The organism is Pantoea sp. AS142, from assembly GCF_037152305.1.
Classification (GTDB): domain Bacteria; phylum Pseudomonadota; class Gammaproteobacteria; order Enterobacterales; family Enterobacteriaceae; genus Pantoea.
Genome location: NZ_JBBCMO010000008.1, coordinates 54,220 through 77,591 on the forward strand (window position 1 = coordinate 54,220; position 23,372 = coordinate 77,591).

The 23,372-nt window shown below is 55.0% G+C and carries 19 protein-coding genes and 1 pseudogene; 4 read left to right on the forward strand and 16 right to left on the reverse strand.

Annotation, left to right across the window (positions count from 1 at the left end; translation table 11 throughout):
- Nucleotides 1-17 precede the first annotated feature (17 nt).
- The 13 genes from wzyE to trxA all read right to left on the reverse strand — a co-directional run bounded on the left by wzyE (nt 18) and on the right by trxA (nt 14,222).
- Nucleotides 18-1,361: an ECA oligosaccharide polymerase gene (gene wzyE / locus WFO64_RS15125; protein ID WP_337012920.1), complete on the reverse strand. Its 1,344-nt coding sequence runs from the start codon at nt 1,359-1,361 to the stop codon at nt 18-20.
- Nucleotides 1,358-2,425 (reverse strand): TDP-N-acetylfucosamine:lipid II N-acetylfucosaminyltransferase, encoded by a 1,068-nt coding sequence (locus tag WFO64_RS15130; RefSeq protein WP_337012921.1) that lies wholly within the window; start codon nt 2,423-2,425, stop codon nt 1,358-1,360. The genes wzyE and WFO64_RS15130 overlap by 4 nt, the downstream gene beginning before the upstream one ends.
- Nucleotides 2,422-3,672 carry a lipid III flippase WzxE gene (wzxE, locus tag WFO64_RS15135; protein WP_337012922.1) on the reverse strand — a complete coding sequence of 417 codons (1,251 nt, stop codon included), beginning with the start codon at nt 3,670-3,672 and terminating at the stop codon, nt 2,422-2,424. The genes WFO64_RS15130 and wzxE overlap by 4 nt, the downstream gene beginning before the upstream one ends.
- Nucleotides 3,672-4,802, reverse strand: a complete 1,131-nt coding sequence (gene rffA, locus WFO64_RS15140) for a dTDP-4-amino-4,6-dideoxygalactose transaminase (RefSeq protein WP_337012923.1) — start codon at nt 4,800-4,802, stop codon at nt 3,672-3,674. The genes wzxE and rffA overlap by 1 nt, the downstream gene beginning before the upstream one ends.
- Entirely contained in the window at nt 4,789-5,496 is a 708-nt protein-coding gene (rffC, locus tag WFO64_RS15145; protein WP_337012924.1) for a dTDP-4-amino-4,6-dideoxy-D-galactose acyltransferase, read from the reverse strand. The genes rffA and rffC overlap by 14 nt, the downstream gene beginning before the upstream one ends.
- Nucleotides 5,474-6,355: a glucose-1-phosphate thymidylyltransferase RfbA gene (rfbA, locus tag WFO64_RS15150; RefSeq protein WP_337012925.1), complete on the reverse strand. Its 882-nt coding sequence runs from the start codon at nt 6,353-6,355 to the stop codon at nt 5,474-5,476. Before rfbA ends, rffC begins: the two co-directional genes overlap by 23 nt.
- Nucleotides 6,356-6,374: 19 nt before the next feature.
- The gene (gene rfbB / locus WFO64_RS15155; protein WP_337012926.1) at nt 6,375-7,445 is read right to left on the reverse strand and encodes a dTDP-glucose 4,6-dehydratase; all 1,071 of its coding nucleotides are present in this window, start codon (nt 7,443-7,445) and stop codon (nt 6,375-6,377) included.
- Nucleotides 7,442-8,701 (reverse strand): UDP-N-acetyl-D-mannosamine dehydrogenase, encoded by a 1,260-nt coding sequence (gene wecC, locus WFO64_RS15160; protein WP_337012927.1) that lies wholly within the window; start codon nt 8,699-8,701, stop codon nt 7,442-7,444. The genes rfbB and wecC overlap by 4 nt, the downstream gene beginning before the upstream one ends.
- Complete coding sequence (wecB, locus tag WFO64_RS15165; RefSeq protein WP_337012928.1) at nt 8,698-9,828, reverse strand: non-hydrolyzing UDP-N-acetylglucosamine 2-epimerase; 1,131 nt, start codon at nt 9,826-9,828, stop codon at nt 8,698-8,700. Before wecB ends, wecC begins: the two co-directional genes overlap by 4 nt.
- Before the next feature lie 10 nt (nt 9,829-9,838).
- A complete protein-coding gene (wzzE, locus tag WFO64_RS15170) occupies nt 9,839-10,888 on the reverse strand; it encodes an ECA polysaccharide chain length modulation protein (protein WP_337012929.1) in 1,050 nt (349 codons plus the stop codon).
- 29 nt (nt 10,889-10,917) lie between these two features.
- The gene (gene wecA / locus WFO64_RS15175; protein WP_337012930.1) at nt 10,918-11,997 is read right to left on the reverse strand and encodes a UDP-N-acetylglucosamine--undecaprenyl-phosphate N-acetylglucosaminephosphotransferase; all 1,080 of its coding nucleotides are present in this window, start codon (nt 11,995-11,997) and stop codon (nt 10,918-10,920) included.
- A 280-nt stretch (nt 11,998-12,277) separates the two neighbouring features.
- Nucleotides 12,278-13,537: a transcription termination factor Rho gene (rho, locus tag WFO64_RS15180; RefSeq protein ID WP_003851960.1), complete on the reverse strand. Its 1,260-nt coding sequence runs from the start codon at nt 13,535-13,537 to the stop codon at nt 12,278-12,280.
- A gap of 352 nt (nt 13,538-13,889) precedes the next feature.
- Nucleotides 13,890-14,222, reverse strand: coding sequence for a thioredoxin TrxA (gene trxA / locus WFO64_RS15185; protein ID WP_003851963.1), 333 nt, complete (start codon nt 14,220-14,222; stop codon nt 13,890-13,892).
- A 117-nt stretch (nt 14,223-14,339) separates the two neighbouring features.
- Between trxA and rhlB the strand changes: the two genes are divergently transcribed.
- Both rhlB and gppA read left to right on the forward strand, forming a co-directional pair.
- A complete protein-coding gene (rhlB, locus tag WFO64_RS15190; protein WP_022624852.1) occupies nt 14,340-15,632 on the forward strand; it encodes an ATP-dependent RNA helicase RhlB in 1,293 nt (430 codons plus the stop codon).
- Between the two features lie 6 nt (nt 15,633-15,638).
- Complete coding sequence (gene gppA / locus WFO64_RS15195; RefSeq protein ID WP_337012931.1) at nt 15,639-17,123, forward strand: guanosine-5'-triphosphate,3'-diphosphate diphosphatase; 1,485 nt, start codon at nt 15,639-15,641, stop codon at nt 17,121-17,123.
- Nucleotides 17,124-17,166: 43 nt separating this feature from the next.
- Here the strand turns inward: gppA and rep are convergent, their stop codons facing one another.
- Nucleotides 17,167-19,188, reverse strand: coding sequence for a DNA helicase Rep (gene rep, locus WFO64_RS15200; protein WP_337012932.1), 2,022 nt, complete (start codon nt 19,186-19,188; stop codon nt 17,167-17,169).
- Between the two features lie 75 nt (nt 19,189-19,263).
- On the opposite strand from rep, the gene ppiC reads away from it, so the two are divergent.
- Entirely contained in the window at nt 19,264-19,545 is a 282-nt protein-coding gene (ppiC, locus tag WFO64_RS15205; RefSeq protein ID WP_337012933.1) for a peptidylprolyl isomerase PpiC, read from the forward strand.
- Here the strand turns inward: ppiC and WFO64_RS15210 are convergent, their stop codons facing one another.
- Both WFO64_RS15210 and WFO64_RS22595 read right to left on the reverse strand, forming a co-directional pair.
- Entirely contained in the window at nt 19,546-21,606 is a 2,061-nt protein-coding gene (locus WFO64_RS15210) for an AsmA family protein (protein WP_337012934.1), read from the reverse strand.
- Nucleotides 21,607-21,669: 63 nt separating this feature from the next.
- Nucleotides 21,670-21,915: pseudogene (locus WFO64_RS22595) on the reverse strand (cyclic-guanylate-specific phosphodiesterase); the annotation flags it as partial.
- Nucleotides 21,916-22,152: 237 nt separating this feature from the next.
- Between WFO64_RS22595 and WFO64_RS15220 the strand changes: the two are divergent.
- Entirely contained in the window at nt 22,153-23,085 is a 933-nt protein-coding gene (locus WFO64_RS15220; protein WP_337012936.1) for a sugar kinase, read from the forward strand.
- Nucleotides 23,086-23,372 lie beyond the last annotated feature (287 nt).

Genomic DNA, 23,372 nt, shown 5'->3' on the forward strand with positions numbered 1-23,372 from the left:
TCAATTCCAGAGGTTAATCAGATCGGGCTGTGCAACACTCGCCTGCTGCGGTCGCGAATCAAACCTGCGCGATCCAGTAACCAAAAAAGTAATTTAGCCATGCCCAGGCAGGCAGCAAAAATGATGCAGAAAAAGACCACGCGTGACCCGAACGCATCGAGTCCTTCGCGTGCCAGCACGATCATGTTAAAGACCGCGCCAAAACAGAAGCTTTGCAGGATGGCGCCGCTGTAACGGTTAGTTTCAAGACAACCACGCTGGTAGATCGCATCAAAGGCTTTAATAATCATCCCTACCGCGACAGCACCGACCGGAATCGACCAGACGCCGCCCATCACCACCAGCGACCCTATCAGCGTGGGTGAAATCGCCAGGCCAGAATGGTTGTTCAGCACTTCCCAGGTAAAGTAGTTTGCGCTGTTTAACACCGCCAGCGGCCGATCCGGCCAGAGCCAGGTCGGAATGAAAACGTAGAAATCACGCCACAGCGGCGCCAGCCCCTGAAACTCAATTCTGGCGTAGTTATCCAGCAGCAGGGCGAGATTCTCCCACGGCGAGAAGGTATCTCGCGTCAGATACAGGAAGGTATAGAACGCCTCGTCGCCCATGACGTCGAGGTTATAGCGGCGCAGCGCAAGCCAGAACATCCCGGCAATCGCCAGCACGCCCGCTGTTGCCAGCATCCACAGAGTGATCCAGCCACGGGTAATCCCGATAAACAGGAACAGGGCAAACGCAATAATGATATTGGCGCGGGTGCCCCCCACCAGCGCGTAGGTCAGCAAACCAAAGGCCACCGTTACCACCAGAAACAGCAGCCAGTTGCGGCGCGTCGGACTCAAAAAGTAGGGGATCAGCATCGCCGGAATAAAGAAATAGAAGAAGCGCTTAAGCGCTACGCCCGACACTTCGCTGGAGAAAATCTGATTATAAGCGGTCAGGCGGAACAGCAGAAAACCATTGTGGATAAAGAACACCGTCACGGTTCCCAGCGCGACCAGCGCCAGAATCACGCAGGTCAGGTGGGTTTCGACCCGATTCATTTGCAGCCAGGGCTTCGCCGGAGGCGCATTAGCGGGTTTCAGCCGCACTTTATAACTGGCGTAATAAATGGCATAAAACGCTGTGGCCGACAGCAGCGCCTCCAGCAGATTCTCCACCGGCACCACCTCAACATTAAAGCGAAACACCAGCACGGAAGTCAGCGGGAAACCGAAGTAAAAGGTCAGCAGGAACAGCAAGGTGAAGAACAGGTGGAAGCTAAAACGGACACGCTTAAACTCCCGCCAGGTCAGGGTCAGAATAAAAACCAGCGACAGCAGATAGACAACCAGCAGGCCGCCAAACTGCATAAGACTCATGATAACTCCCCTTCACTGATCTGTAGCGCTGCCCGCCAGCCTGCCAGATAACCCGGCGCAAAAAAGGCGATAGCCTGTTTATCACAGCGCATCAGTTGACGGCGTGCTTCGGCGATCACCGCAGGCGACAGCGTATCTTCACTGAATAATACCGGAAGCTGCTGCTCTGCCACATCACGCCAGAATGGATTCTTGCGGGTCAGGACAAACGGCACGTTGGCCTGGATTAGCAGGCAGAGCGTTCCCACCCCTTGCTGGCGTTCAAACATAAAATAACCGACATGGCAGCGTGCCAGCAGAGCTAAATAATCATCAAACGCCAGGCTTTCACGCATCAGGTTCACCTGACCCTGAGGGTACAGCGCATCAGCTGCGGCCTGAATCTGGCTGATGTAAATCTCATTGCCTGGCGGATAGCCCAAGGGGACCTCAATACGCACCTGCTCACCAAACTGCGCGTGAATCGCTTTTAAACCTTCAATATGTCGGTTACTCGGATCGCCCGAGTTGCCCAGCAGCAGTGTAAAAGGCTCAGACGGGAGAGACGCAACGGCGGCAGCTGGCATTCTGGTCGGGAAATAGAGCAGTGAACCGGGAACGCGGCGATGGCGCTGCTGGTAGTGATGCAGGTCGCCATGGGTCGCAAAAACCTGTGCAACGCGTCCCTGCGCTATCCGGCGTACCAGATAGAACAGGCGGAACTTCAGGCTGCGTGAATCCTCATAAAGATCGGCGCCCCAGACGTGCCAGAACAGCTGTGACCGGCGCAGCTTACCGCTGAGTAACGCTAGCCAGATCCACGGGTTAAACTGACCGTGGCAAAAAAAACGCTGCTGACGATTTCTGGCCCGCTGCAGTACCGCCTGTGCCAGCGCTTTTTTGCTGGCAAAGCACTCTATCTGCAACGCGCTGAACAGTGCCAGATTCTCTGGCTGCTGCGTAACCACCATAAAATGGCGTGGTGAAGCCGCGGGGTGCTCAACGCTAAGTACATCGTTGAAAAAACGCAGCACCGTAAGATTGTGGTGGGGAATATCTGATCCCAAAAGGTGAATTAAAGTCATTTTTTCCGGCAGTAAACAATAAAAGCGCCACAACACAGGGCAAAGTAAGCCATATAGGTAAACATATAGGCTTGCGCCGCACCCGTCGCGCCATGTAATGGGATCAACCAGCGTGAGAACAGGGTCAGCAACAGAAACTGGCTGATCTCAGTCAGAACATAAAAGCGCAGCGAGGCTTTGGCGATAACCAGATATCCGAAAACATAGGCTCCGACCTTAAACACATCGCCGCAAAGCTGCCAGACAAAGAGATCGCGCATCCCGCGAAAAGCGTCAGAGAACAGCAGGCTGATAGCGAAATCACGTAGCACCCAGACACCAACACTGGCAACCGCCACGGCGGGCAGCACAAAGCGCAGCGCCCGGCCAATCTCACGCGCGATGTCACGTTTGTTGTCGAGCCGCGCCAGCGTCGGCAGTAGCCAGACACTAAACGTCGCGGTAATAAATTGCAGATAGGCATCGGAAATGCTGGTCACGCCCTGCCACAATCCAACCTGCGCCCAGCCCTGCTGTTCCGCCAGCAGGTTACGCATCAACACCCAGGCGACCGGCAAGGTCACGGCAGTGATCAGCGCCATCAGTGTATATTTTGTCAGATTACGGGCCAGCTCAGGATGCCATTGTGGACGCAGCCAGCTAAGCGGCAGCGGCGCGCGGCGTTTCAGCATCATTAGCGCAGGCAGCAGCAGCAAGGCCGGTACCAGCGCCAGGCCAGTCAGTGCGCCCTGATAGCCGCCCAGCCACCAGCAAAGCAGATAGCCTGCCAGACCTATCAGACTGCCGAGAATCAGCGCCAGCGCATTACCGCGCGCGTCGCGATAGCCCTTCAGCAGCGCCAGGGTAAAGTTGGCCCAGGCGATGCCGAGCTGAAGAAACGCCACCACACGGATGACGCCCTGATAGCGATCGTGACCAAACAGCGCAGTGCTGATGGGGGCCGCCGCCAGCAGAAACAGCAGCGCCAGCACACCGGAAAAGCCCAGCACCATGGCCGATGCCGTGCCCACCATCGCCCGCAGTCGGGCTGGCTGCTGCTGATACTGTGCTACATAGGTGGTAACGCCATTGAATATGCCCGCGCCCGCCAGCACACCCAGCACGGTGATCAACTGACGGAAGTTCCCCGCCTGACCCACCCCTTCAGGTCCGAAGCTGACTGCCAGCAGTTTGATTACCAGCAGACCGGCCACAATTTTTACCAGCGTGGACGACGCGGTCCACACCGAGGCTCTGGCTAGTGACATCAGGAAAAGAAGCTCAGCAGCGAGCTAATAACCGTGCTCTGATTATTATCTGACAGGTTATAAAACAGCGGCAGGCGCAGCAGGCGTTCACTTTCCAGGGTGGTAAAGCGATCGTCGCCGACAAACTGCGAGAACCGTTCACCAGCGGGCGAACTGTGTAGCGGAATATAATGGAACACCGTCAGTATCTCGGCCTCTTTCATCCAGTCGATCAGCATCTGGCGATCGTCATGATCGCGCAACTTGATGTAGAACATGTGCGCATTGTGTTCACAGCTGGCGGGAATCGCCGGCAGGCTGATGCGTCCCTGAACCGCCAGCGGCTGTAATGCATCGTAATAACGCTGCCAGATGCGTAACCGCTGCTGGTTGATCCGTTCAGCTGCTTCCAGCTGGGCCCAGAGATAGGCCGCCTGCAGATCGGCCATCAGATAACTCGATCCCATATCGCGCCAGGTGTATTTATCGACCTGGCCACGGAAGAATTGACTGCGGTTAGTGCCTTTTTCCCGCACGATCTCGGCGCGCTCGACCAGGCTGGCGTCGTTAATGAGCGTCGCGCCGCCTTCGCCGCCAGCGGTGTAGTTCTTGGTTTCGTGGAAACTGAAGCAGCCAATATGACCAATAGTGCCCAGTGCTCGACCTTTGTAGCGTGACATCACGCCCTGTGCCGCATCTTCTATCACAAACAGCTTATGCTTCGCTGCCAGCGCCATAATGGTATCCATTTCACAGGCCACGCCTGCGTAATGCACCGGCACAATGGCGCGGGTTTTTTCAGTGATGGCCGCTTCGATCAGCGTTTCATCAATGTTCATGGTGTCCGGGCGCACATCGACAAACACGATGCGGGCGCCGCGCAGCACAAAGGCGTTGGCGGTAGAAACAAAGGTGTAGCTCGGCATAATCACTTCATCGCCGGGCTGCAGATCGATTAATAGCGCCGCCATCTCCAGCGAAGCGGTACAGGAGGGGGTCAGCAGCACTTTTTTGCTACCAAACCGCTGCTCCATCCACTGCTGACAGCGACGGGTAAATCCACCGTCGCCGCACAGTTTCCCGCTGTTCATCGCCGACTGCATATACTCAATTTCTGTGCCCACAATCGGGGGCGCATTAAATGGAATCATGACCTTTCCTGTAAAACCAGTACGCGGTGTTGTCGAGCCGGGCACCGCTGCGTAAATAGAGGCGCATCGCCATGAGATTACTGAGCTGGGTGGCAACCCGTAACTGAGTCAGTTGTCGTACCCGCGCCCAGTCTGCTGCCGCCAGCATCAGTCGCTGACCCAGCCCCTGGCCCTGCGCGTCAGGCAGTACGCCCAGCAGGCCAATGCGGGCATCGCCCTCCACCGCGCGTAGCGAAACAAAACCCTGCAACTGGCCCGAGTCATCACTCGCCACCAGACACTGATCATCAAACGTGCCGCGCACCGCATTTTCAATCCACTGCGCATAGAAGCGTCCGCTGGCGTCCGGGGCATACCAGGGGGCGCGAAAACGGCTCTGGCTGAATAGCTGAGAAGCCGCATCGCGCAGTAGCGGGATCTGCGCCTCCCGCGCAATGCGAATTCCCGCCTGCCGTTCAGTCTTTTTAATCGCCAGCGTCAGGTCCGCTTCGCCTTCTGCCAGCTGGAACTGATGCTGCTGCAGCGTATCGATTAATGCTGTCTCGCTGGCAGCGACTTTCATCTGAATCAGTGCACAGGGATGGTGCAGCGCCTGTTCCAGCGCGATGTCACCCATCGGCTCCAGCCGCACGGTTTCAACACCGAAGAACGCGCTCTCCCAGCTAAGGGGATTAATATTGACGTGGACGGGCATGTAATAAATCCAGCAGGTATTGGCCGTAGCCGGTTTTTGTTAGCGCTTCTCCCGCGGCCCGCAGCTGATCATCACTCAGCCAGCTGTTACGCCAGGCGATCTCTTCCAGGCAGGCAATTTTAAAGCCCTGCCGTTTTTCCACCGTCTGCACAAACATGCTGGCTTCCACCAGGCTGTCGTGTGTACCGGTATCCAGCCAGGCGAAACCTCGCCCTAGCAGTTCGACCGTCAGCTCACCGCGCTCCAGATACATCTGATTAATGGCGGTGATTTCCAGCTCGCCTCGCGCTGAAGGCTTAACCTGTTTCGCAAATTCGATAACCTGATTGTCATAAAAATAGAGGCCGGTTACCGCCCAGCGCGATTTCGGCTGCGGTGGCTTCTCTTCAATCGAGATCGCCTTAAAGTTATCGTCAAACTCCACCACACCGAAACGTTCCGGGTCCATAACCTGATAGCCAAACACCGTTGCGCCACGATTCTGTTCAACGACTTTCCGCAGCTTGGGGCTGAAGCCCTGGCCGAAATAGAGGTTATCACCCAGAACCAGGCAGCAATTATCATCGCCGATAAAAGATTCGCCGATAATAAATGCCTGCGCCAGCCCATCGGGATGGGGCTGCACCGCATAGCTGAGGTGTATCCCAAATTCACTGCCATCGCCGAGCAGTCGTTCAAACTGTGCCCGGTCTTCCGGAGTGGTAATTAACAGGATGTCGCGAATACCCGCCAGCATCAGTACCGACAGCGGATAGTAGATCATCGGTTTGTCGTAGACCGGCAGAAGTTGCTTTGATACTGCACGGGTTATCGGGTGTAACCGCGTGCCCGACCCTCCTGCTAAAATGATGCCTTTCATCGCTGCTCCTTACGCGGGTTTATTGCGATAAACCGAGGCGTTCGCCCTGATAGCGCCCCTCCAGAATGGCTTGCCACCAGGTGGGATTGGCCAGATACCATGCCACCGTTTTACGCATGCCGCTTTCAAAGGTTTCCTGCGGCACCCAGCCAAGTTCATGCGCAATTTTACTGGCATCAATGGCGTAGCGCTGATCGTGACCGGGGCGGTCAGTGACATAGGTGATCAGGTCGCGGTAATGCGCCAGCCCTGCAGGTTTCTGCGCTGCGGCCAGCTCTTCAAGCAGGCTGCAGATAGTTTCGACCACCTCAATATTGCGGCGCTCGTTATGACCACCAATATTATAGGTCTCGCCTGGCTTGCCCTGACTGACCACCTGATAGAGTGCACGGGCGTGATCTTCGACGTAGAGCCAGTCACGAATCTGCTGTCCGTTGCCATAAACCGGTAAGGCTTTTCCGTTCAGCGCATTAATAATGGTCAGCGGGATCAGTTTTTCCGGGAAATGGCAGGGACCATAGTTGTTTGAACAGTTGGTAACCAGCGTGGGCAGACCGTAGGTGCGCAGCCAGGCTCGCACTAAATGGTCGCTGCTTGCCTTACTGGCGGCGTAAGGACTGCTTGGCGCGTAAGGCGTAGTCTCGGTGAAATAAGTCTGGCTTTCATGCAAATCGCCAAAGACCTCATCGGTCGAAATATGGTGGAACAGAAAGGTGGTTTTGCGCGCGTTATCCAGGTTTTGCCAGTAAAAACGTGCGGCTTCCAGCAGTTGATAGGTCCCGACAATATTAGTCTCGATAAAGGCCACCGGCCCGTCAATCGAGCGATCAACATGGCTTTCAGCCGCAAGATGCATTACGCAGTCTGGCTGATGGCGGGCAAAAACCTGATCCAGCGCCGGGCGATCACAGATATCTACCTGCTCAAAACGAAAGCGGGACGAGTCGGCAACGCTGGCGATTGACGCCAGATTTCCGGCGTAGCTGAGTTTATCGACCACCACTACCTGATGTTCGGTTTCTGCGATCAGAAAGCGCACCAGCGCCGAACCGATAAACCCGGCACCGCCAGTGATCAGAAAGCGTTTCATCGCCAGACACCTTTGGTATCGACAATCCAGTTCTGCTGAACCTGAGTGGCCTCAATGGCGCGGAAGGCGCGGTGATCCACCAGCATCACCAGAATATCGGCCTGCGCCAGCGCCTGCTCGCTGGAGACCAGCTCAGCTTTGTCTGCCAGTACGTCAGCAAGCTGCGCAATGTGCGGTTCGACCACCCAGGTGGTGCCGCTATGCCACTCAGCAATCTTCTGCGCCACGCCCACTGCCGGACTTTCGCGCAGGTCATCGATATTGGGTTTAAAGGCCAGGCCAAAGCAGGCGATGGTCAGATCGCTGGCGCGCCTGCCAGTCTGCGTCAGGCAGTCCGCCAGCGCGGTTTTCACCTGGTCCAGCACCCACTGCGGCTTGGCATCATTGACCTCGCGTGCGGTGCGGATCAGACGGGCTAATTCAGGATTCTGCGCCACGATGAACCAGGGATCGACGGCGATACAGTGACCGCCGACGCCTGGACCCGGCTGCAGAATGTTGACACGCGGATGGCGATTCGCCAGCGCAATCAGCTCCCAGACGTTAATCTCCTGATCGGCACAGATCAGCGACAGCTCATTGGCAAAGGCGATGTTCACGTCACGGAAGCTGTTTTCTGTCAGCTTGCACATCTCGGCGGTACGGGCATTGGTTTCAACGCATTCCCCTTTTAAAAACAGCCGATAGAGCGCGCTGGCGCGGGCGGAACAGGCGGGCGTCATGCCGCCAATGACCCGGTCGTTATTAATCAGCTCAACCATCACCTGACCCGGCAGCACGCGCTCCGGGCAGTAGGCGATAAAAATATCGGGCGTCTCTCCGTGCTGCGGAAAGCGCAGGTCGGGACGCGCCGCAGCCAGCCATTCGGCCATTTTTTCGGTGCTGCCCACCGGTGAGGTTGACTCCAGAATCACCAGATCGCCTTTCTTCAGTACCGGCGCGATCGACTCCGCCGCGGCTTTCACAAAGCGGAGATCGGGTTGATGCGCATCTTTGAAAGGGGTCGGTACGGCGATAAGAAAGGCGTCGGCGGCTACCGGCTGCGTGGTGGCGCGCAGGTCACCACGCGTAACGGCGGCATGCACTACCTGATCTAAATCGGGTTCCACAATGTGAATCGCGCCACGATTGATAATTTCAACGGCGCGCGCGTTGATATCCACGCCCACCACTTTTTTTCCCTTTGAGGCAAAAACGGCTGCCGTCGGCAGCCCAATGTATCCCAGTCCAATCACGGAGATGGTTTCAAAACTCATAATTCGGCTCGGTTATCTTTTAAGGCTTGTAAAATACGACCACAGGCTTTGCCATCACCATACGGGTTATGGGCATGGCTCATCGCATGCCAGGCATCGTCGTCGCTCAGCAATTCGCCTACACTGGCTACGATTCTGGCGATATCTGTCCCCACTAGTTTAACGGTACCAGCATCAACCGCTTCAGGCCGCTCAGTAGTATCACGCATCACCAGCACCGGTTTACCCAGCGACGGGGCTTCCTCCTGAATGCCGCCAGAGTCAGTGAGGATGAGCCAGGCGCGGTTCATCAGCCAGACAAAAGGCAGATACTCCTGCGGTTCAATCAGGATGATATTTTCAATGCCACTGAGTATCCGGTTAACCGGCTCGCTGACGTTCGGATTGAGGTGCACCGGATAGACAATCTGCGTCTCGGGATGCTGGCGGGCAATCTGCGCCAGCGCGCTGCAGATACGCTCAAAGCCGCCACCAAAGCTTTCACGTCGGTGACCGGTGACCAGCACCAGTTTCTTATCCGGGTCGAGAAACGGGTATCGCGCTGCCAGCTGGGCATTCAGATTGCTGTCATCCAGCACCCGATCGCGAACCCACAGCAGCGCATCAATGACCGTATTGCCGGTCACGACAATGCGCACATCGGGCAGATTCTCCTGTAACAGATTCTGACGCGACCGTGAGGTGGGGGTGAAGTGCAGACGGGCAATATGGCCGGTGAGCTTGCGGTTACCCTCTTCCGGCCACGGCGAGGCGAGATCGCCGGTCCGCAGACCGGCTTCCACATGCCCGACGGGAATTTGCTGATAAAATGCCGCCAGGCTCGCCGCCAGCGTTGTTGTGGTGTCACCATGCACCAACACGATGTCCGGTTTGAAGTCGAGCAGCACGGTTTTCATGCCCTCTAAAATGCGGCAAGTGATCTCGGTCAGCCCCTGCTCAGGGCGCATAATATTGAGATCATAGTCCGGTTCCAGCTTGAACAGACGCAGCACCTGATCGAGCATTTCGCGATGCTGCGCAGTGACGCACAGTCGCGATTCAAAAGCGGGATCCTGCGCCAGCGCCTGAACCAGCGGCGCCATTTTGATCGCTTCCGGACGAGTACCAAATACGGTCAGAACTTTCACACTGTTTCTCTCAATTATGCGTGTCTGACATCAGACGCGGACGACGTGCCAGCGCCACTCCCGCGCCTGTTAATGCCCCAACGGCACCCCACATAATCATCATGAACAGACGTCGCGGACTGTCACGTGATACCGGCTCTTCCGGCGTACGCAGATAACGGTAGGTCTGGAACTTACTGTTCAGTTTTGGTCCGGTCTGCAGCGTGGTCAGCATTGCTCTGTTCTGATCATAGCTGATATCAAAGCTCGGACCGGTGGCGCGCAGGGTATCCAACTGTCCCTGTAAAACGGGCTGACCCAGCAGGAACAGGTCGCTGTCTGCCAGATTCTCACCCGCCTCACGCGTCTGTTTCTCATTGATGCCCTGCTGGCTGGCGATCTTCAGCGCCTGCTCCAGCCGATGTTGCTGGCGCTGGAACACCGCGTTAGCCACATCTTCCTGACGTTTCACCTGCGCCTGCAACTGGTCGGTACGCGCCCGCCAGGCACCTTTTAACTCATCATTCAGATGACGCGCGGTGCGCTCGCTGGCGTAGGCGATGTACTGACGCAGCAGGTTGTTGGCGTCGCCAGCGGTTTCTGCTTTGAGTTTGACGTTATCGGGCAGGTTATGTGCCGCGTCAGCGGGCGTGAACAGGATATTGCCGATCATATCGTCGAGCAGCGTGGCATCATTATGCGCATTGCCGGTTTTACGACTCTTGTAGTAATCCGTTTGCTGCCAGAACTCACGCCGCGTATCCCAGGAGGCAAGCTGCATAGTGAACTCCTGATACACCTGATCCATCACCGTAGGCGTAGGCGCAGCAAGCGTTAAGGCGTTGTTGCGTACATCCAGATTGGTCAGGAATTGCTGCTGCGCATAGTAAGAACCCAGCATGTTCACCGTCGGACGATCGGTGATTGCCGTGGTGCTCCAGACCTGTTTTAGCAGCAGTGTGGCCAGCCAGGCGACCAGAGAAAACAGCAGTGCAAGCCCGATGATCCAGCGCTTGCCACGCCATAAACGGCAGCAAAAGCTGCGAATATCCAGTTCGTTATCCACAACGTCAGAACGCATGGCAGAGTTATCCTTTATCAGCATCGGGTTCATTTGTTTTTTGCGTCGCGATGATGGCTCAGACGACGCTTGATGCGCCGGATACGTCGCGCCACGCGCCACGCATGTTTCAGGCAGTAGCCGTAAACCATAAAAGCCCCCAGGAACAGCAGCAGCATCACCCATTCCGGAATGAACGCCAGATATTCACCCAGCACACCAATACCTGCGAGGATGGCCGCCGCAACGGTAATCAGAACAAAGGCCTGACGTGAGCTAAAGCCAGCACGCATAATCAGATGGTGGATGTGCTGACGGTCAGCCGAAAACGGACTCATGCCTTTGCGCAGGCGGCGATACATAATCGCTACCATATCCATCAGGGGAATGGCGATGAGCCACAGTGCGGTGACGGGGGTAATGGGATGGCTCAGACCCTGCGTCGTTTCCAGCAGAATCCAGATAATGGTGAAACCGATCATGGTGCTGCCGGCATCGCCCATAAAGACTTTGAAACGGCGCCCAAGGAAGCCGAGGTTAAGCAGGATATAAGGCAGCGTGGCGGCAATCATCGCAAAACACCACATCGCAAGGCTGGTCTGGCCGTCGAAGTAGAGGATGATCCCCATGGCAGCAAAGGTGACCGAGGAGAGTCCGCCGAGCAGACCATCTATCCCATCCACCATATTAAAAGCGTTGATCGCGGCCCAGACGGCAAAAAGCGTCAGCACATAACCAAATGGCCCCACGATAAGTTCGAACGGGCCGACAATAAAGCCCAGACTGAGCAGATAGAGTTTTGCGCCAAACATCATCACCAGGGCAACAATGGCCTGCACCACTGCGCGGATTTTAACGCTGATATCGAAACGGTCATCCAGTGCGCCAACCAGCACCAGGACACCGGCACAGCCCAGATAGAGCAGCGCGTGTGGCAGGTAGTAGTTGGTAATGGCAAACGTAAAGCAGATACCTGCGAACACAGAAATGCCGCCCACCAACGGAATTGCGCCATGATGGCGTTTACGTGAGTTAGGCTTATCAACTAAACCAATTTTTTTAGCTGCTTTTCGAGCAAAAAAGAGGAAAGCCAGGGAAAAGAGAAAAATTAAACCAAGCTCAGTACTCATAGTGAGTAAATTCACGTTAAACGCTCTCAGCTAACATCCCGCACAACAATACGCGAAAATACGCGCCGATCGCTGTGTCAGATTCCGAATTCTGCATAAAGAGACAGACGAACGGTTAAACGTTCGCCATCGCTACCACAGTCATTATAAATGCTCCTGCCAGTGTTCAATCCTATAGCTCACAAATGAAAAACGCCACGTTGAGACGTGGCGTAAGGTCGATTTTCTGCGCATCTGGATTAAAAAAGCCGAATCTGTGGTTCGGCCTGGCAGTATCGGATTAAGAACGCTTCATCATGTCGAAGAATTCATCATTGGTTTTGGTCATCGCCAGCTTGTTGATGAGGAATTCCATTGCGTCGATTTCGCCCATCGGGTGAATAATCTTACGCAGGATCCACATCTTCTGCAGCTCTTCCTGAGAGGTTAGCAGCTCTTCTTTACGCGTACCGGAACGGTTGTAATCAATCGCCGGGAAGACACGTTTTTCAGCAATTTTACGGGCGAGGTGCAGTTCCATGTTACCGGTACCTTTAAACTCTTCGTAAATCACTTCATCCATCTTCGAACCGGTATCAACCAGCGCGGTCGCGATGATGGTCAGGCTACCGCCCTCTTCCACGTTACGTGCAGCACCAAAGAAACGCTTTGGACGATGCAGGGCGTTGGCATCCACACCACCGGTCAGGACTTTACCTGAAGCAGGAACCACGGTGTTGTAGGCACGCGCCAGGCGTGTGATGGAGTCGAGCAGGATGATAACATCTTTTTTGTGTTCGACCAGACGCTTGGCTTTCTCGATAACCATTTCAGCAACCTGAACGTGACGTGAGGCTGGCTCATCAAAGGTTGAGGCGATAACTTCACCTTTCACCAGACGCTGCATCTCGGTAACTTCTTCCGGGCGCTCGTCGATTAGCAGCACCATCAGCACGCAATCCGGGTAGTTATATGCCAGGCTCTGCGCGATGTTCTGCAGCAGCATAGTTTTACCGGCTTTCGGTGGTGCAACGATCAGACCACGCTGGCCACGACCGATCGGCGAGGCCAGATCGAGTACGCGGGCGGTTAAATCTTCCGTTGAGCCATTACCCCGCTCCATACGCAGACGTTTATTTGCGTGCAGCGGCGTGAGGTTTTCGAACAGAATCTTATTACGCGCGTTTTCTGGTTTGTCGTAATTAACTTCATTAACTTTCAGCAGCGCAAAATAGCGTTCACCTTCTTTTGGTGGACGGATTTTGCCGGAAATGGTGTCACCAGTGCGGAGGTTGAAGCGACGGATTTGGCTGGGGGAAACGTAGATATCATCAGGTCCGGCGAGGTAGGAGCTGTCTCCGGAACGGAGGAATCCAAATCCATCCTGAAGGATCTCCAGCACGCCATCACCGAAGATGTCTTCGCCGCTTTTCGCGTGCTGCTTCAGGATTGAAAAGATAATGTCCTGCTTGCGCATGCGAGCCTGATTTTCCAGCCCCATATTTTCGCCGAGAGTAATCAGCTCAGCAACCGGCGTATTCTTTAATTCGGTAAGATTCATAGTGATGGGTTCTTAAACTCGGGGTAATACTCGGAATGTTTTTCGTGAATGGTATGGCAACTAATCCATGCCGTTAATGGCTCTTTTCGGCTCTTCCCGACGATCATTGTATGGAATGGCGATCGGTATGCAGGGAGATGTCCGAATGTGATGCCAGAGTTGGAGCTAACCGTAAGATTGTTGAACCGTTCTATCTTTATAAGGTACAGGGCGACAGGCTTCAACAAGGGAAAACTTTAAGATGCTAACTACAAGGTAAGTTCGTAATGCAGTGTTGGTAACTTAGCACGCCTGAAAGCGAACGTCCAGCAGCGGGAGATAAATTCACTACTGCCAGACGTTCAGCCCTGAATTACGCCAGATTGGCGTTCAGGAACTCTTTCAGCTGGCCTTTAGACAGCGCGCCCACTTTGGTCGCGGCGACTTCGCCATTTTTAAACAGCAGCAGCGTCGGGATACCACGAATGCCATACTTCGGTGCCGTGCCTGGGTTATCATCAATATTCAGCTTAGCGATGGTCAGCTTGCCATCATACTCTTCTGCAACTTCATCAAGGATTGGCGCGATCATTTTGCAAGGACCACACCATTCAGCCCAGAAATCTACCAGTGTAACGCCATCGGCTTTCAGCACGTCGGTGTCGAAACTGTCATCAGTCAGATGAACGATTTTATCGCTGCTCATGTTTTACTCCACAAGATTATGCCTGGCGAATTGGCGTAAAATATACCAATGTTGGTTGACTTTATTTCATCGGATACGCTTTCGTAAAGCGATAGTAAGCTGATATTCTACCACACTATGAGCAAAACACACTTAACTGAACAGAAGTTTTCCGACTTCGCCCTGCACCCAAAAGTGGTGGAAGCCCTTGATACTAAAGGCTTTCAGTACTGCACGCCGATTCAGGCGTTAGCTCTGCCTTTTACGCTTTCAGGGCGTGATGTTGCAGGCCAGGCGCAAACCGGTACCGGCAAAACGATGGCGTTTCTGACGTCAACGTTTCATCATCTTCTCTCTCATCCTGCGGCGGAAGGTCGTCAGGTTAACCAGCCACGGGCATTAATTCTTGCGCCGACGCGTGAACTTGCTGTGCAGATTCATGCGGATGCCGAACCCCTTACCGCTTCAACCGGCCTGAAACTGGGTCTCGCCTATGGCGGAGACGGTTATGATAAACAGCTAAAAGTGCTGGAGCAGGGCGTTGATATTCTGGTGGCCACCACCGGTCGCCTCATCGACTATGCGAAACAGAATCACGTTAACCTCGGTGCCATTCAGGTCATGGTGCTGGACGAAGCCGATCGCATGTTCGATCTCGGCTTTATTAAAGATATTCGCTGGCTGTTCCGTCGTATGCCGCCTGCTACCCAGCGTCTGAGCATGCTGTTCTCCGCGACCCTTTCCTACCGCGTCCGTGAACTGGCATTTGAGCACATGAACAGTGCTGAATATGTGGAAGTAGAACCGGAGCAAAAAACTGGTCATCGCATTCAGGAAGAGCTTTTCTATCCGTCTAACGAAGAGAAAATGCGCCTGTTGCAGACCCTGCTGGAAGAAGAGTGGCCCGATCGCGCCATTATCTTCGCCAATACCAAGCACCGCTGTGAAGATATCTGGGGCCACCTGGCAGCGGATGGACACCGTGTCGGCCTGCTGACCGGCGACGTTGCTCAGAAAAAGCGCCTGCGCATTCTGGATGACTTCACCAAAGGCGATGTGGATATTCTGGTCGCCACTGACGTGGCTGCCCGTGGTCTGCACATTCCAGCGGTTACCCATGTCTTTAACTACGATCTGCCAGATGACTGTGAAGATTACGTTCACCGCATTGGCCGTACCGGCCGTGCGGGCGCCAGCGGACATTCTATCAGCCTGGCCTGCGAAGAGTACGCGCTGAATCTGCCTTCGATTGAAGAGTACATTGGCCATAGCATTCCGGTCAGTAAGTACAGCAGCGAAGCGTTGTTAACAGATTTACCGCCGCCTAAGCGTCTGCAACGTAGCCGTTCCGGCAATGGCCCGCGTCGCGGGGGGAATAACGCCAATCGTCGCGGTGCTCCACGCAACAACAACCGTAAACGTTCAGGTTAGGCCACCATGCTAAGCGCGTCGTCACTTTATGCAGCGATTGATTTAGGATCTAACAGCTTTCATATGCTGGTGGTGCGCGAGGTCTCTGGCAGTATTCAGACCATTGCAAAAATTAAGCGCAAGGTTCGCCTTGCTGCCGGTCTGGATAAAAATAACCTGTTGTCAGCCGACGCCATGTCACGTGGCTGGCAATGTCTCAGACTGTTTTCTGAACAGCTGCAGGATATCCCCTCCGATCAGATTCGCGTGGTGGCAACCGCCACGCTGCGTCTGGCCGGCAATGCGCAGACATTTCTCGACACCGCTCAACAGATTCTCGGCTGTCCCATCAACGTGATCAGCGGTGAAGAAGAGGCGCGTCTGATTTATCAGGGCGTGGCACATACCACAGGCGGCTCCGACCAGCGTTTAGTGGTCGATATCGGTGGCGGCAGCACCGAGCTGGCAACCGGCGATGGCTCGCATGCGTCGGTGTTGTTCAGTCTCTCGATGGGCTGCGTGACGTGGCTGGAGCGCTTCTTCAGCGATCGTCATCTGGCAAAAGAGAATTTTGACCAGGCTGAGCTGGCGGCACGTGAGATGATCCAGCCCATTGCCGCGCAGTTGCGTGAGCAGGGCTGGCAGGCCTGTGTCGGTGCATCAGGTACGGTTCAGGCGCTGCAGGAGATCATGGTGGCGCAGGGCATGGATGAGCGCATCACACTGAGTAAACTGCAGCAGCTAAAGCAGCGAGCCATTCAGTGCGGCAAACTGGAAGAGCTGGAAATCGAAGGGCTGACGCTGGAACGGGCGCTGGTGTTTCCCAGTGGCCTGTCGATCCTGATCGCCATCTTTCAGGAACTCAGCATCGATAGCATGACGCTGGCGGGCGGCGCGCTGCGTGAAGGTCTGGTCTACGGCATGCTGCATCTGCCCATCGACCGCGATATCCGGACCCGCACACTGCACAACGTCCAGCGGCGTTTCAGCATTGATGTGGAGCAGGCAGATCGTGTGCGTCAGCTGGCAGAGTGCTTTTTCCGTCAGGTTTCCACGCTGTGGAAGCTGGATCAGCGCTGTCGTGAGTTGCTGCTCAGCGCCTGTGCGATCCACGAAATCGGTTTGAGCGTCGACTTCCGTCATGCGCCACAGCATGCGGCGTATCTGGTGCGTCACCTCGATCTTCCTGGCTTCACACCGGCGCAGAAGAAGCTGCTGGCCTGTTTATTGCAAAACCAGAGAGGCAGCATCGACCTGGCTTTGCTGACTCAGCAAAATGCCCTGCCGCCGCGTCTGGCAGAACGGATGTGCCGTCTACTGCGGCTGGCGATTATTTTCTCCACCCGCCGGCGCGATGACACCCTGCCTGCGGTGCGGCTACAGGCAGACGATGATGCCCTGCATCTGACCCTGCCCGCTGGCTGGCTGGAGGCCCATCCACTGCGCAGTGAGCTGCTGGAGCAGGAAAGCCATTATCAGTCTTACGTCCACTGGTTATTAACCCTGTCGTAATCGCACTCGCGTGAGGCGAATATTCTTCGCCTCCAGCACCGGTTTAACTCTTTTTCGCCTTATCCAGCATCGCTCTCAGACCGGCGACCCGGCTCTGCCCGGTTTTCATCCGCTCCTCCGCACTAACCACTTTGCGCTCAGTCTCCCATTGCAGATCGTCCTGCGGCAGCTCCAGTAGAAAACGGCTCGGTTCAGGGCGAATTAACTCGCCATATTGCCGGCGTTCGCGACACAGGGTAAAAGTCAGCTCTTTCTGCGCCCTTGTGATCCCGACATAAGCCAGGCGACGCTCCTCTTCGATATTGTTCTCATCGATGCTGCTCTGATGCGGCAACAGTCCCTCTTCCATGCCCACCAGGAACACATAGGGGAACTCCAGACCTTTGGAGGCGTGCAGCGTCATCAGCTGCACCTGATCCAGCTCTTCATCGCTTTCGCCGCGCTCCATCATGTCGCGCAGGGTAAAGCGCGTCACCACCTGCGCCAGCGTCATTGGCTCATCGATATCGCTGCCTTCCAGCATTTCGGTCATCCACTGAAACAGCGTGTTGACATTCTTCATCCGCATTTCTGCGGCTTTCGGACTGCCGGAAGTTTCGAACAGCCAGCTTTCGTAGTCGATGCCGCGAATCAAATCGCGCACTGCGTTCACCGGCTCACGTTCGGTTAGCTGGATAATCTCATTCAGCCAGTGGGTAAACCGCTGCAGATGTTCCAGACCACGACCACTCAGCGTCTGCCCCAGGCCGACATCAAAACTGGCGTTAAACAGGCTTTTACTGCGCAGGTTTGCCCATTCACCGAGCTTTTGCAGCGTGGCCGGGCCAATCTCGCGGCGCGGCGTATTGACGATGCGCAGAAACGCGCTGTCATCCTCAGGATTGGTCAGTACACGTAGATAGGCGAGGAGATCCTTGATTTCGGGCCGCGAGAAAAACGACGTACCACCCGAGATGCGATAAGGGATGCGGTTCTGCATCAGAAACTTTTCAAAGGTCCGTGACTGATGGTTGCCACGGTAAAGAATCGCGTAATCTTTGTACTGCGTCCGGTTGATAAAGTGATGCGCGATGAGTTCACCGGTGACCCGTTCCGCCTCATGCTCTTCGCTGTTGGCCGTCAGCACTTTCAGCTCGCTGCCCTGACCCAGCTCTGAAAACAGCCGTTTCTCAAATACGTGCGGGTTATTGGCAATCAGGATATTCGCCGCTTTCAATATGCGCTGCGAAGAGCGGTAGTTCTGCTCCAGTTTCACCACCTCCAGCGCCGGAAAATCCTGGTTCAGCAGCACCAGGTTCTGCGGCCGCGCACCGCGCCAGGAGTAGATTGACTGATCATCATCACCCACCACCGTGAAGCGCGCCCGCGCGCCAACCAGCAATTTGACCAGCTCATACTGGCTGGTGTTGGTATCCTGATACTCATCCACCAGCAGATAGCGGATACGCTGCTGCCAGCGTTCACGCACCTCCTGATTACGCTGCAGCAGCAGCGTCGGCAGCAGGATCAGGTCGTCGAAATCCAGCACGTTGCACGACTTAAGATGTTGACTGTAAAGGGCATAGCAGTGGGCAAAAATAGTATCCTGCTGCGAGCGCGCCAGCGCAGCGGCACCCTGTGGATCGATCAGATCATTTTTCCAGTTCGAGATGGTGGAGATGAGCTGCTGTAATAGCGTCTTATCCTCTTCCAGCCACTCTTTTGTCAGCTCTTTCAGCAGGGCAAGCTGATCCTGATCGTCGAACAGCGAGAAGTTCGACTTCATGCCCAGCGCCGCCGTTTCGCGCTTGATGATCTCCAGTCCCAGGGTATGGAAGGTCGAGATTAGCAAGCCGCGCGCCTCTTTACGGCCCAGCGTCTGCGCCACACGCTCTTTCATTTCGCGCGAGGCTTTATTGGTAAAGGTCACCGCGGCGATATGGCGCGCCTGATAGCCGCATTCACGAATCAGATGGGCGATTTTATTGGTAATCACGCGGGTTTTGCCCGATCCCGCGCCCGCCAGCACCAGACAGGGACCGGTAACAAATTCGACGGCACGTTGTTGGCTGGGGTTTAAACGCATAGGAGAAATCGCCTGATTGAATCAAAAGAAAGGGGTTTATACTGGGCGGCAATTATACACAACCGAGATACCAACATGGCGAAAACCGCGGCGGCTTTACACATCCTGGTCAAAGAGGAAGCGCTGGCAAAAGAGATTCTGGCGAAACTGGCGAAAGGTGGCAATTTCCAGCAGCTGGCAAAGAAACACTCAACCTGTCCTTCCGGTCGCAATGGTGGCGATCTGGGCGAGTTCCGTCAGGGACAGATGGTGCCGGCCTTTGATAAAGCGGCCTTTACCTGCCCGCTGCTGACGCCTTACGGGCCGGTAAAGACCGGCTTTGGTTATCACATTATCAAAGTGCTCTATCGCAACTAATTACTTCTTCTGCTTCATCTGCTGCAGTACGTTGCTGCACTGATTGTCTTCATTATCACTTGGAGAGATCAGTGCCAGCAGCGCCGCCGCCGGCCCCACTACCGCGCCCAGCGCTACGGCCGCTGCACCACGTGCCAGCAGCGGCCCCGCTTTCACCCCCGCATCGGGATTTTTAAAGGTGCCGCGCACATAGAGCGGTGAGCGCAGCGTAACGATACGGATGCCCTTACTTTCCGGATTTACCGAAAGATCCAGCCGCTCACTGGCGAAGTTAGCGTTGCCTGACACATTGATAATCGCGTTCTCGGTATCAAATACAAACAGGTTGGGCAGCGCCACACCATTCTGCAATTTGATGTCAGTGGCTGCACAGTTGATGCGCACCTGATCATCGCCAAACAATTTCCCAACCACGTAGTTACCAACGTTGAGTCCGGCGATCTCCATCAGGCTACGGCTGATTAGACCATCATTCATCAGCAGCTTGAGTTGACCATTGCTGGTCGCCAGCAGATCGGCCACTGAGTTACCGGTACCGGTAAAGCTGGCATCGCCGTTGAGCTGGCCGAGACTGTTCTGCATCGCCTGCACATCCGGGAACAACTGACGCAAACGCAGTTTACGCGCATGTATGTCAATACGACCGCGCATCGGCGAGTGATCCCCCTCCAGCCGGAGGGTACTATTGAGATTGCCACCCGCAACACCAAAGCGCAGCGGGTCCAGCAGGAGATCCCCGTTTTTCAGCTGTAAGTGGGTGTAGAGATCGCTTAACGGCAGTGAATTGCTGTGTTCGATGCGTTTGCCGCTGAACTTCACATCGGCATCCATCACGTCCCAGTTTTTCGTGTCGAATTTATCGTGCGGCAGCACACGGTCGGCTGGCTGATTCGATTTCTCACCACGCCGGGCTTTAGCCTGAGCAGTTTTATCACTGCCTTTACCGGAGTCCACACCAATCAGCGGCCCCAGATCGGCCATGCGCAGCTGCTCAGAGGTCAGTTCGCCATTGAGTGTCGGGCGTGGTTTGACCTGACTGTAGATGAGTGAGCCATGAATATCGCTGTCGCCAATATGTCCGTTGAATTTCTCATAGCGGTAGACCGCGCCCTTTTCGCCACTGAATTTAGCAATCAGATGGCCATCGGTTTCATAAGGCGGTGTATCAGGTAACAGGACGCCAGTCAGACCATAGAGATTCGCCAGCGTATCGCCCGAGAAGCGCAGCCGCACATTCAGTCCGCCGAGGTTCATCGGATCCTGGATACCGCCGGTCACCTGAACGCGCGTGGTGCCGTTGCGCAGATCGGCCTGAATCGGGAAAGGGGTGTTCTGGCTGCGCAGCGAAAGCATACCGCCCGTCTTGCCCTCACCGCTGAGTTTCTCGTTATTGTAGGTGCCGCTGGCCTGCCAGCCAAAGACAAAGTCGCCCGCCCCCTTCTGTTGATCATTGCCCCCGGCAATCTGCGCATAAGGCACCGGTTTACCCAACGGATTAACCTGCACCGTGACATCTGCACGGTTAACGGCATCGCGATAACGGATTTGCCCCTGATCAAACAGAATATTATCCAGACGGAAGGACCATGCAGACGGCGCGGCGTTCTTTTCATCCTTGTCACTGCTGGCGAGATCGAACGTCCAGTTGTTCTTCTTATCGGCGGTCTGGATAAGCCGGGCATCGGGCCGCTGCAGCTTAATCCACGGGATAAAGAGCTCTTTGTGCAGCAGCGACAGCGGTGCCAGCGTGGCGTCGACCCGCTGCAGATGCACCATGGTGACATCAGAAATGTCGGGAGGATTACCCAGCATGATATCTTCCGCATGCACCTGCGGCCACGGCACCCAGCGCCGCCACCCCGACTCGTCGCGATTTCGTGCCCAGTTGATACCCAAATCCCCCCGTATCGCAAAGGGACGGTTTAATTCTGTAGAGACTTTCTGATTGATGGTGGGCTTCAGACGATTCCAGTCAAAGGTCGCGATAACGACGATAATCACCACGATCAATAACACCAGAATTCCTGCTACCCAACTGACTATTTTCCCGGTACGCGACATGACACTTTCTCCTTGCACATTCACGGTCTGCGTTAAAGATAGTCGAGACCACGGGCAACGGCATCAGGGAAGATGGATAGTGAGATGATTCAATTCAGAAAAGGGGGACCGGACGCGAAAAGTTGTAGTCCTGTGCAGCGATAGCTGGCGATGTTTTGACCTGCTGCCACAGCTTTTCCGTGTCTACGCCTTCAGAAATCACGCCGTTGCAGTCGCGATCGATCAGCGCCAGCAGCATTGAAACAGGCTCCGCCCTTCATCAATAGTGCCAGGCAGAATAAACAGGTCACGCGATAGCCTGGTGTAATCAACACTTATCAGTAATGCCTGTGCTAACGAAAGGAACAACCTGGCCATATGAAAATGGGGATTCTATCAGCCGTTTCGTTAGCATCATCGGCACAACGGGTCGGAATTAGCCGCTCTTATCCGACAGATCGGGACTATTTCTCACTACATGGTAAATTAAAACGGCGTTTTAAAATCATTGACGTCTGCCATACCAGGCGCGAGACTAACGCGATATTTCACTACAGGTCTGAAACCATGACGCAAAAGAAAATTGCCATCATTGGCGAATGCATGATTGAGCTGTCCGAAAAGGGTGAGAACATTAAACGTGGCTTTGGTGGCGATACGCTCAACACGGCCGTTTATCTTGCCCGCCAGGTTGATGGGCAGCAGTTGCAGGTCGATTATGTGACTGCGCTGGGTACGGATTCGTTCAGCGATCAGATGATCGCAGCCTGGCAGCAGGAGAAGGTCAATACTGACCTGATTCAGCGCCTCGACAATAAAATGCCAGGCCTGTATGTGATTGAAACCGATGCCGAAGGCGAGCGCACCTTCTGGTACTGGCGCAGCGATGCCGCTGCGCGTTACTGGCTCGACAGCCCGCAATCTGCAGAGATAGCCGAACAGCTGTCGCATTACGATTATCTCTACCTTAGCGGCATCAGCCTGGCGATTCTGCCGCCTGCCAGCCGTGAGAAGCTGATGAGTCTGCTGGCCCGCTGTCGCGCTAATGGCGGCAAAGTGATTTTTGACAACAACTATCGTCCGCGTTTATGGGCCGATCAGGCCAGCGCGCAGGCCGCTTATCGCGCCATGCTCAACTGCACCGATATTGCCTTCCTGACACTGGATGATGAACATCTGCTCTGGGGCGAACAGCCACTGGATGACGTTATCGCGCGTACCCGTCAGGCGGGTGCCAGCGAAATAGTGATTAAGCGCGGTGCAGACTCCTGCCTGGTAGCCACTGGCGATACGCCACTGATTGATGTGCCTGCGGTACGGCTGGCGAAAGAGAAAGTGATCGATACCACTGCCGCCGGTGATTCGTTCAGTGCCGGTTATCTGGCACGCCGTCTGACTGGCGCCTCTGTAGAAGCCGCCGCGCAGCGTGGACACCTGACCGCCAGTACCGTCATTCAGCATCGTGGCGCCATTATTCCGGCAGAGGCGATGCCGGATTAATCCGCCTCCTGTCAGGGGATTATTTTGTCTGGTGTAGCGAACCAGACCGATTATCCCCTCTTATTTCCCGGCAACAGAATACGGGCTAAATTTCGGTTAACAAAGCAACCTGTTCCAGCTATTTACGTTAAGCCAAAAATTTATCGTAAATGATCGTACAAGCACACAAACCCTCTTCAGCAGTTCTTATAAATTATCCAACAATATTAACCCGTTATATCGAACCTCCTCTCACCAGGCATAGTCCTAATCTGTCCGTTTTTGCCCTTTTCGGATGGACGATCGCC

What these genes read in the sequence shown, in the direction of transcription:
- gppA (WP_337012931.1), top strand. Translation starts at nt 15,639, where the DNA reads ATGCTAAGCGCGTCGTCACTTTATGCAGCGATTGATTTAGGATCTAAC.
- wecA (WP_337012930.1), bottom strand. Translation starts at nt 11,997, where the DNA reads ATGAGTACTGAGCTTGGTTTAATTTTTCTCTTTTCCCTGGCTTTCCTC.
- wzyE (WP_337012920.1), bottom strand. Translation starts at nt 1,361, where the DNA reads ATGAGTCTTATGCAGTTTGGCGGCCTGCTGGTTGTCTATCTGCTGTCG.
- wzxE (WP_337012922.1), bottom strand. Translation starts at nt 3,672, where the DNA reads ATGTCACTAGCCAGAGCCTCGGTGTGGACCGCGTCGTCCACGCTGGTA.
- rhlB (WP_022624852.1), top strand. Translation starts at nt 14,340, where the DNA reads ATGAGCAAAACACACTTAACTGAACAGAAGTTTTCCGACTTCGCCCTG.
- ppiC (WP_337012933.1), top strand. Translation starts at nt 19,264, where the DNA reads ATGGCGAAAACCGCGGCGGCTTTACACATCCTGGTCAAAGAGGAAGCG.
- wecC (WP_337012927.1), bottom strand. Translation starts at nt 8,701, where the DNA reads ATGAGTTTTGAAACCATCTCCGTGATTGGACTGGGATACATTGGGCTG.
- rho (WP_003851960.1), bottom strand. Translation starts at nt 13,537, where the DNA reads ATGAATCTTACCGAATTAAAGAATACGCCGGTTGCTGAGCTGATTACT.
- WFO64_RS15130 (WP_337012921.1), bottom strand. Translation starts at nt 2,425, where the DNA reads ATGACTTTAATTCACCTTTTGGGATCAGATATTCCCCACCACAATCTT.
- rfbA (WP_337012925.1), bottom strand. Translation starts at nt 6,355, where the DNA reads ATGAAAGGCATCATTTTAGCAGGAGGGTCGGGCACGCGGTTACACCCG.
- rep (WP_337012932.1), bottom strand. Translation starts at nt 19,188, where the DNA reads ATGCGTTTAAACCCCAGCCAACAACGTGCCGTCGAATTTGTTACCGGT.
- rffA (WP_337012923.1), bottom strand. Translation starts at nt 4,802, where the DNA reads ATGATTCCATTTAATGCGCCCCCGATTGTGGGCACAGAAATTGAGTAT.
- wzzE (WP_337012929.1), bottom strand. Translation starts at nt 10,888, where the DNA reads ATGCGTTCTGACGTTGTGGATAACGAACTGGATATTCGCAGCTTTTGC.
- rffC (WP_337012924.1), bottom strand. Translation starts at nt 5,496, where the DNA reads ATGCCCGTCCACGTCAATATTAATCCCCTTAGCTGGGAGAGCGCGTTC.
- trxA (WP_003851963.1), bottom strand. Translation starts at nt 14,222, where the DNA reads ATGAGCAGCGATAAAATCGTTCATCTGACTGATGACAGTTTCGACACC.
- WFO64_RS15210 (WP_337012934.1), bottom strand. Translation starts at nt 21,606, where the DNA reads ATGTCGCGTACCGGGAAAATAGTCAGTTGGGTAGCAGGAATTCTGGTG.
- WFO64_RS15220 (WP_337012936.1), top strand. Translation starts at nt 22,153, where the DNA reads ATGACGCAAAAGAAAATTGCCATCATTGGCGAATGCATGATTGAGCTG.
- rfbB (WP_337012926.1), bottom strand. Translation starts at nt 7,445, where the DNA reads ATGAAACGCTTTCTGATCACTGGCGGTGCCGGGTTTATCGGTTCGGCG.